The sequence below is a fragment of the Pseudomonas sp. FSL R10-2964 genome (genome assembly GCF_009600035.1).
Classification (GTDB): Bacteria; Pseudomonadota; Gammaproteobacteria; order Pseudomonadales; family Pseudomonadaceae; genus Aquipseudomonas; species Aquipseudomonas bubulae.
On record NZ_WIWH01000008.1, the window covers coordinates 135,081 to 142,282 of the forward strand.

Here is a 7,202-nt window from a genome sequence, read left to right on the forward strand (position 1 = left end):
TAGAAATATTTTTCTTTTATTCATTTCGTTTTTTATAGTATTTAAATTAATTATAACACTACAATCCACGCTCATTGCTTAGGTAGTATTTTTTTGCCTAAGCCATAAATACAAAACCCCTTAAAATTTGCACTTTAAGGGGTAAATGTTATCTTGCTTATAAAGGAGTAGAAATTCCGGGGGCGACCAACCTTAACAATTTCTACGTTCAACACTTTGTATATTCAATATACCATTTAAAGTTGATGTAGCAAGAGCCAGCCTCTAAATTTTCTCCTGATAATTTAAAATAACAGAGGAGAAAATGCGCAGCACTCAATTAAAACTCGAAAACACGCTTGAAACCTACAAGTCGAAACTTCCAAAAAAGCCTTACCATACAAACAATTACTCATTTGGCAAGCAAGTTGGGCCAATAAGTTCAGCTATAAAATCCATTTACCTTCAACCTAACTCGCTCACTCACCAATATTTTATGATATTTGATTTGGATAGTGAAATGAGTGTATTAGACTGGTCGGATAAAGGATTGCCAGCCCCGCACTTGATAGTCAGAAATTTAGACAATGGTCGCTCTCACCTGACATACATCCTCAATACCTCTGTTAAAACAGACGTTAGAGGGCTTTTAAAGCCTATTAAATATTGCTCGGATGTTGAGCATGGGCTTGCTGTGAGAATCGGCGCAGATATGAACTACAATGGACTCTTAACGAAGAACCCTTTCAATTCATCGGTATTTAAAGTTTTTTCATTCCAAGATGAGCCATATGACTTAGATTATCTTAATGAATTTGTAGATAAAGACCTTGTTAGGCAGCAGAGGGAGGCGAAGAAAAAGAAGAACGTAGAGGATGGATTCGCATCAGGAAGAAACTGCACCTTGTTCGAAACGCTACGCTTATGGGCCTATTCAAATTGGCACAGGTTCCACCAGGTGGAGTTGCGTGCAGAGATCCTTGACCAAGCGATGCTGTCCAATACATTCGAATGCCCATTGGGCATGAACGAGGTTAGAACCATCGCAGACAGCGTATATCGTTTTATCACCCAGCACTTCTCGATTGAAAGGCTCAACGAACTGAAAAGCGAGCGAGCTAAGCAATCAAGAGCCAAAAGCAAAGGGAACGTGATTTACACAGGGGAGAAACCTTGGGAGACGGAAGGTATTCCATCCTCGACTTTCTATTATAGAAAGGCCAATGATGTAGCGCCGGAGCATAAAAATGAATCCAGAGATAAGCCTTGGGAAAAGCTCAATATTAGTAGAAGAACGTATTACAGAAGGAAAAGCCAAGGACTCATTGAGGCAGATTAATTTGAATTTGGCACTAAAGTTGGAATTTAACTATATCAGGGATAATAGCCCAGTAGGGGAGTTTCTTGGCAGGGGTTTTCCCTTCCTAATCCAATATTCTCGCTCAAACTCCAAATATCTCTCTACGACGGTCTATTATCTTTTGAATTTTTTCCTTGTAGGTTTTCCAGATAGGAATGTCAAAAGATATACTTTGCTCAACAATCAGGCGAGCATGTGCCTTGCAATGCGCATTCAACGGCCTCCACGCATCCATTTTAAGGCTCAAATCATCTTGATTAAATATTGCCGGGTTGAAGGAAAGAAAAAACTCTAAAATTTTCACTCCTTCAAACCGATCAGTTAGAATGACACTTTCCAACTCGTGAATGGAATTATTGAGCTGAACTACTGCGCCTTCGTAATCATTTGCTTTATCCATAGCAATGCGCTCCCATTATCATTATAAAAGTAGACCTTGAATTGAAACTTGTCAAATGCTTGCTCTGGCAGGCAGAGTGGTGCGGACAAAAGTTGCACTTTTACTATATCAGGGATAATAGCCCCGTAGGGGAGTATCTTGGCGGAGGCTTTTCCCCAACTCACAGACAAATTTCGGAAAATATTATAGAAAGAAAAGCCAAGGACTAATTTAAGTGGCGAAATATCAATTTGGCACTAAAGTTAGACTTTTACTATATCAAGGATAATAGCCCCGTAGGGGGGCGCAACTTGGCAGGGGCTTTTCACAACAAACACATAAAATTTCTGAAAAATAGAAGACGCCAATCAAGACTCTATTAATTCAAGGGTCTCTTGGCTTGCTTCAATTACAATCTTATTTCCCTCTAAATGACCAACTCTCTCGCCAAACTCAAAAAGCAAATCATCGACCAGAATGCAAGTATCAGGACACCCTTTTAGACCACAGTCAAAACGGTAGAGCCTGCCAGCGACCAGAGCGCCCACGTCTTCGCCGTTGCGCAGGACAATGCAGGGAGTTTCAGGGTTGTAGACGAATTCCTTGTCCATGTGATTAGCTCCGTGTTTACGTTCTCACCTTACGTTAGCACCTAATTTCAAAATTTTCAGAGGATGTTCAAAAAACATCGAAAGCGTCACGACAGTATCAATATTGATACAAAATGATTCCCATCATCACAAACCCATGCTCCAATTAGGTGCATCGCAGAAGCGCAGTGTTTGCCCGCCTTACCATTTCCAACCATTCACTATGGTTGACTTGCCCTTCAAACTCGAGCTTCTCCGCCATGAACATTGCTTGGTCATATTTTTCTTCGGTCAACGGAAAATCATTTAAATGCTCTGCTACCCAAGCAGTAAAGGCGGGTGATAGTTCAGATTTTTCCATGATTAAATTCCCCATGACACTTATTCTTAGCACTTGGATTGTGTTTTTTCAAGCCTCTAAAAATATTTTATGTCATAATCACTCACCTTTTTATACAAAATCATCCACTCATTGCGTTCATCGGTGTACGGATTTCATGGCTCATGGTTGCCAGGAAGGTGCTTTTGGCCCGGTTGGCATCATCTGCCAGCTCCTTGGCCGTACGCAGCTCATCCAGTAGCTGATGACGTTCACTGATATCAATCCAGCCACCGATGATGCCCTGTACTTCGCCCAGGGAGTCCCGATAGGGAAGAATCCAGTGATAGATAGTGAGCGTTTTTTCGCCGATTCTCAGCGGGCGATCAGTCACCAGCGGAGTACCTTCACGCATGACACGCAGGTAGTCGGCCTGATAATCACGGGCTTCACATTCGTTGCTCAGGAGGTCGCAGGTTTGCATCACGGTCTTGCCGATGACTTCTTCGCGCCTGGCTGAAAAGGCATTCAAGTAGCTGTCATTGCAGGTTTTCAGAACACCTTCGCGATCACGCACATAAATAGGATGAGGCGTACCGTTGACGAGCGCACGCATGAACTCGAACTGATCGCTGAGTGCACGTTCGGCCGATTTTCGTTGCCGGATCTGGCGCCGCATATAGGCATTCCAGATCAGGGACAGCAACAGTAAAAGGCTGGTGCCAATGATGAACTGGTAGAACAGGCGATGGTAATTGTGCCAGTAACTATCAGATGCCGGCACATAGCCCCGCCAGCGGCTGTTGATAATGCCCAGCTCATCAGGCGCGATACTCAACAACGCCTTGTTGAGGATTGAGGACAACTCGCTGGCATCCCGGGCAGTGGCGAGGGAAAACATGGCGGGTTGGGTGCCGATGGTGGCACTGATTTGTAACCGGTCCTGAAACAACCCCGAGGCCAGCAGGTAGTTGGCGATGACCAGCGTACTGACTGCACCTTGCACTTTCTCTTCGGCCAGCAGTTCTGTGGCGCGATAGATATCCCCGGTTTCTACCAGTGTTATCTGCGGGTATTGACTGCGCAGGTAATCGGTCAGGGGATTGCCTCGGGTCAAGGCCAGTTTTTTACCCGCAAGTTGTTCAAGGCTCGCAGGTTGCCCATCACCTTTTGCCGTAAGCAGGACAAAGGAGTTCACCAGATAGGGACGGGTGAAACTGAGGGCGCTTTCTCGTGAGGCTGAAGGATTGATGGCCGAGATAATGTCGGTTTCGTGCCGACTGATCATTCGGGTCATGGTGTCGAGGCTGTTCGCGCGTTGTATTTCGAAGCGCAGCCCCGTGCGCAGACGGATCATCTCCAGCAGGTCGGCAGTAATGCCTCGGAAATCCCCGCTGGCATCAAAAAATGTCAGGGGTGCCATGGTTTCGTTGACCACTACGTTGACCACAGGATGCTTGAGCAGCCAACGGGCTTCTCGCTGAGTAAGCTGCAGCTTCTGATCGGACAGTAGAATGTCACTGCCAGCGCTCCAGCGTTTGGCAATGCTTTCTTGTTCACTGTTGGGTACGGCCTTGAGTGTGGCGTTGATGATGCCTAGCAGGGGCGAGTTGTCCCGACGCACTGCAAAGCTGAATCCATGGGCTTCGTGTTTGCCAAAATTGGCCATCTTGATGTTTTTCAGGTACCCCTTGTTGATCATGTAATGGGTCGACACAGTGTCCCCCAGAAAAATATCCGCCTGATCGAAAGCCACGGCATTAATGGCATTTTGATAGGACGGATAAGACTGGATGATTGCCTGGGGATAAAGCGCCTTTACTTCCTCCTGGGGCAGATAGTGGTACACCATACTCAAGCGCAAACCGGCGAGGCCTTGGGAGAGTGAGCGTGTTTCTCCCTCTCGGGTCACCAGTACGGGTTGGTCGATGGCATAGGGAATGGAAAGTACAAGGTGCTGGTTCGCGGCCTCAAAGCCGTTGGAAGTACCCAGCAGGTCAATCTGGCCGTCCTCGAGTGCCTTGATGGCTGCTTCTCTGGAGGCAAAGCGCTGGATCCTGATCGACAGCTTGAGGGCTTTGCGCAGAAGGCCGGCGTAATCTGCGGTGAGGCCTTCGTAGTCCCGACCGCTATCGGTCATGTCGAACGGTGGATAGTCGGCAGCAGAGGTGCCGATCACGAGTTCGCGCTTATTTTGCAGCCAGTATCGTTGAGTGTTGTCCAGGGGGACTTCAATGTGGCCGGAACTCGAGCGGCTGAGCAACGTAAGGGGTTCACTGCGGACCGGGGCGGCCAGCACGGGCACGCACAGAACTAACCCCGCAAAAAGTGACAGGTACTTGATTAATCGTGCGGGCATCCTGTTTTTCATACAAGACCATTACGTTTTGCCAGCTCGATAAGTTCCACCAGCGAATGGGCTTTCAGTTTTTGCATGAGGCGCTTTTTGTAAGTGCTCACGGTTTTGTTGCTTAAAAACATGCCGGCTGCAATGTCCTTGTTTGTTTTGCCTTGTGCGAACAGCTTCAGAACCATAAGTTCCCTGTCGTTGACAAGTTTGAATAACTCGATTTCAGATGAGTTGTTGTGATCGTTTGTTTCAGAAGTCAATGCCTGGCTTGGAAAATAGTTGTAGCCAGAAAATACCGCTTTTATTGCACTGGTAAGCTCACTCAGCTCTTCTTGTTTGCACACATACCCGGCTGCACCGGATTGCATGCAGCGCATGGCGAAAAGTGTCGGTGACTGCGATGTGAGAACCAGCGTCTTGAGGGCTGGGCTTATTGAGCTGAAGCGTGACAGCACTTCCAGGCCATCGAGTTTGGGGATGCTGATATCAAGAATTACCAGATCAGGAGTGCACTCGCGGATCATCTGCATGGCGTCTACTCCATTGTCGGTTTCTCCGACTATTTCATAACCTTCATGTTCTAACAACATGCGAATTGCGAGCCGGATTACAGGATGGTCGTCGACAATAAATACGGTGTTCATATTGATTCCCCATAAGGTGCTGAATAGAAAGCGCGACCTTAGCTCAGATGTAAGAGCTGGGGCAGGAACCGGGGAGCCTACAAACGTAGTATGGGAATTATCCTACGCAAAATAAGGCGATGGCTCACTAAATACACAAGGGGAGAGGCGTATTTAAATGCGCGTTTAAAGATTTTTTGAGTTTAACGCTGGGCGCGCGAGTATATTTCTTTCTTGTGTATGGAAAAGTCTTACTTGCTACTTCATGTGGTAAACATAGTGTTTGATCAAGTGGAGCTGCGTGCCCTCCCTGTTTGGCAGGGGAGGGCAGCGGTTGTCAGGCGGGGGGTGGAGTGACCTGTCATTGCTCTGGCCATTTCAGTGGCATAACTGTCGGTCATGCCGGCAATAAAGTCGTTGATGCGCATAAACGATCGATGTAATGGCCACTGTGGGTCGGGAGCATTGTTGCCCAGCAAATCGAGGATTCGACGGTTTTTGAACGATGGGGTACGACCGCAATGCTGCGAAAGCGCGGCGCCACAGAATGCATTGAGGAGGATTTCCAGGGACGTATAGGCATCCATTTCATGCAAGGTCTTGCATTTGTCCTGGAAGATTTTTTTGCGTGCCATGTCTTTGTTGTCCAGCACGCAAGGTGGCCGTGCCGTGCATATGCTCGACCAGATCCCCTGGTGCCAGCAGTGCTTGCTGTTGTTCGACAAAAGCCCGGGCAGCGGCGTTGGTCAGATGTTCGATGGCCTTGCCGCGCAGTATTGCCCGTTTTCGCCGTCGTGAGTCGTTGGGGCCAAGCAGGCGAAAAGTTTCAGGCAAATCATCGCCCACCAGGTTCAGCAGCAGGGACTCGACACATGGAGAAGCTGCGTTTGCGTTTGGGAACCTCTCTTGGTGATAAATGGACAAGGCTAGTTACATCATTGCAGTTTTGGATATTTTGAAGAGGCCATGATCTGCCGTTGAGGGTCTTCAGGTTTAGAGTATATATGTGTTTGGTGGGTTGGTTTATGTAAGGTTTTCCTTAAGTAATAAGTGTTTTTTATGTGCGGTGAACTCTATTTACTTCCTGTTGACTGGCTATAGGCGGCAAAATACCCAGTTCCTTTTGTTTAGTCAGGTTGGGCTGTTAGGGGGGTGTTTATAAGTCGTGATTTTTCTCTAACTGTTATAGCTTGTCGAGTGAGCTGGGGTGTTTGTAATCTGTACTTTAGTCAGGGGGGGATGCTAGCTGTAAGGGGTTGTTAAATTTCCTGTTGCTGGTTGTCTGTCAGGTATAGCAGTGGAGAAGTTATTAGCAGGTTGTGAATTTATTTTTGTGTAGGGGGTAGTGGCATTTTACAATCAGTCGTTTTGTGATAGGATTTGTCCGTTCTAGCGTTGATTGGTTTATGCAATCTATTAAATGGAAAAGGAAAAAATGGATAAAATTATAAGTGTTGTATTTGCGTCGTTGATTGCGGTTTCGTCGTTTGCAGCATCAGCAGAAACCTTTGAGCGAGTAGAACTTGGCGGCCGCGAAAACTGAGTGCAACACCTGACCTTTCCGGTACGGTGCTGCCCCTATGTCCTATTCCGAACTCAGCG

6 protein-coding genes and 2 pseudogenes are annotated in these 7,202 nt (G+C 46.9%); 2 read left to right on the forward strand and 6 right to left on the reverse strand.

Annotation, left to right across the window (positions count from 1 at the left end):
* Positions 1 to 304: 304 nt before the first annotated feature.
* Positions 305 to 1,318 (forward strand): replication initiation protein, encoded by a 1,014-nt coding sequence (locus GHN92_RS06810; protein WP_153379735.1) that lies wholly within the window; start codon positions 305 to 307, stop codon positions 1,316 to 1,318.
* Between the two features lie 103 nt (positions 1,319 to 1,421).
* On the opposite strand, the gene GHN92_RS06815 is transcribed toward GHN92_RS06810, so the two are convergent.
* The 6 genes and pseudogenes from GHN92_RS06815 to GHN92_RS06840 form a co-directional block, all read right to left on the reverse strand.
* A complete protein-coding gene (locus tag GHN92_RS06815; protein WP_153379737.1) occupies positions 1,422 to 1,739 on the reverse strand; it encodes a hypothetical protein in 318 nt (105 codons plus the stop codon).
* A 347-nt stretch (positions 1,740 to 2,086) separates the two neighbouring features.
* Positions 2,087 to 2,329 carry a hypothetical protein gene (locus tag GHN92_RS06820; RefSeq protein WP_078473475.1) on the reverse strand — a complete coding sequence of 81 codons (243 nt, stop codon included), beginning with the start codon at positions 2,327 to 2,329 and terminating at the stop codon, positions 2,087 to 2,089.
* Between the two features lie 145 nt (positions 2,330 to 2,474).
* A complete protein-coding gene (locus GHN92_RS06825; protein WP_153379739.1) occupies positions 2,475 to 2,669 on the reverse strand; it encodes a hypothetical protein in 195 nt (64 codons plus the stop codon).
* 103 nt (positions 2,670 to 2,772) lie between these two features.
* A pseudogene (locus tag GHN92_RS06830) lies at positions 2,773 to 4,986 on the reverse strand (transporter substrate-binding domain-containing protein); the annotation flags it as partial.
* 8 nt (positions 4,987 to 4,994) lie between these two features.
* Complete coding sequence (locus GHN92_RS06835; protein WP_095002233.1) at positions 4,995 to 5,621, reverse strand: response regulator transcription factor; 627 nt, start codon at positions 5,619 to 5,621, stop codon at positions 4,995 to 4,997.
* Positions 5,622 to 5,887: 266 nt separating this feature from the next.
* Positions 5,888 to 6,470, reverse strand: a pseudogene (locus GHN92_RS06840) (deoxyguanosinetriphosphate triphosphohydrolase); the annotation flags it as partial.
* Between the two features lie 550 nt (positions 6,471 to 7,020).
* On the opposite strand from GHN92_RS06840, the gene GHN92_RS24135 reads away from it, so the two are divergent.
* A complete protein-coding gene (locus GHN92_RS24135) occupies positions 7,021 to 7,143 on the forward strand; it encodes a hypothetical protein (RefSeq protein WP_256666440.1) in 123 nt (40 codons plus the stop codon).
* Positions 7,144 to 7,202 lie beyond the last annotated feature (59 nt).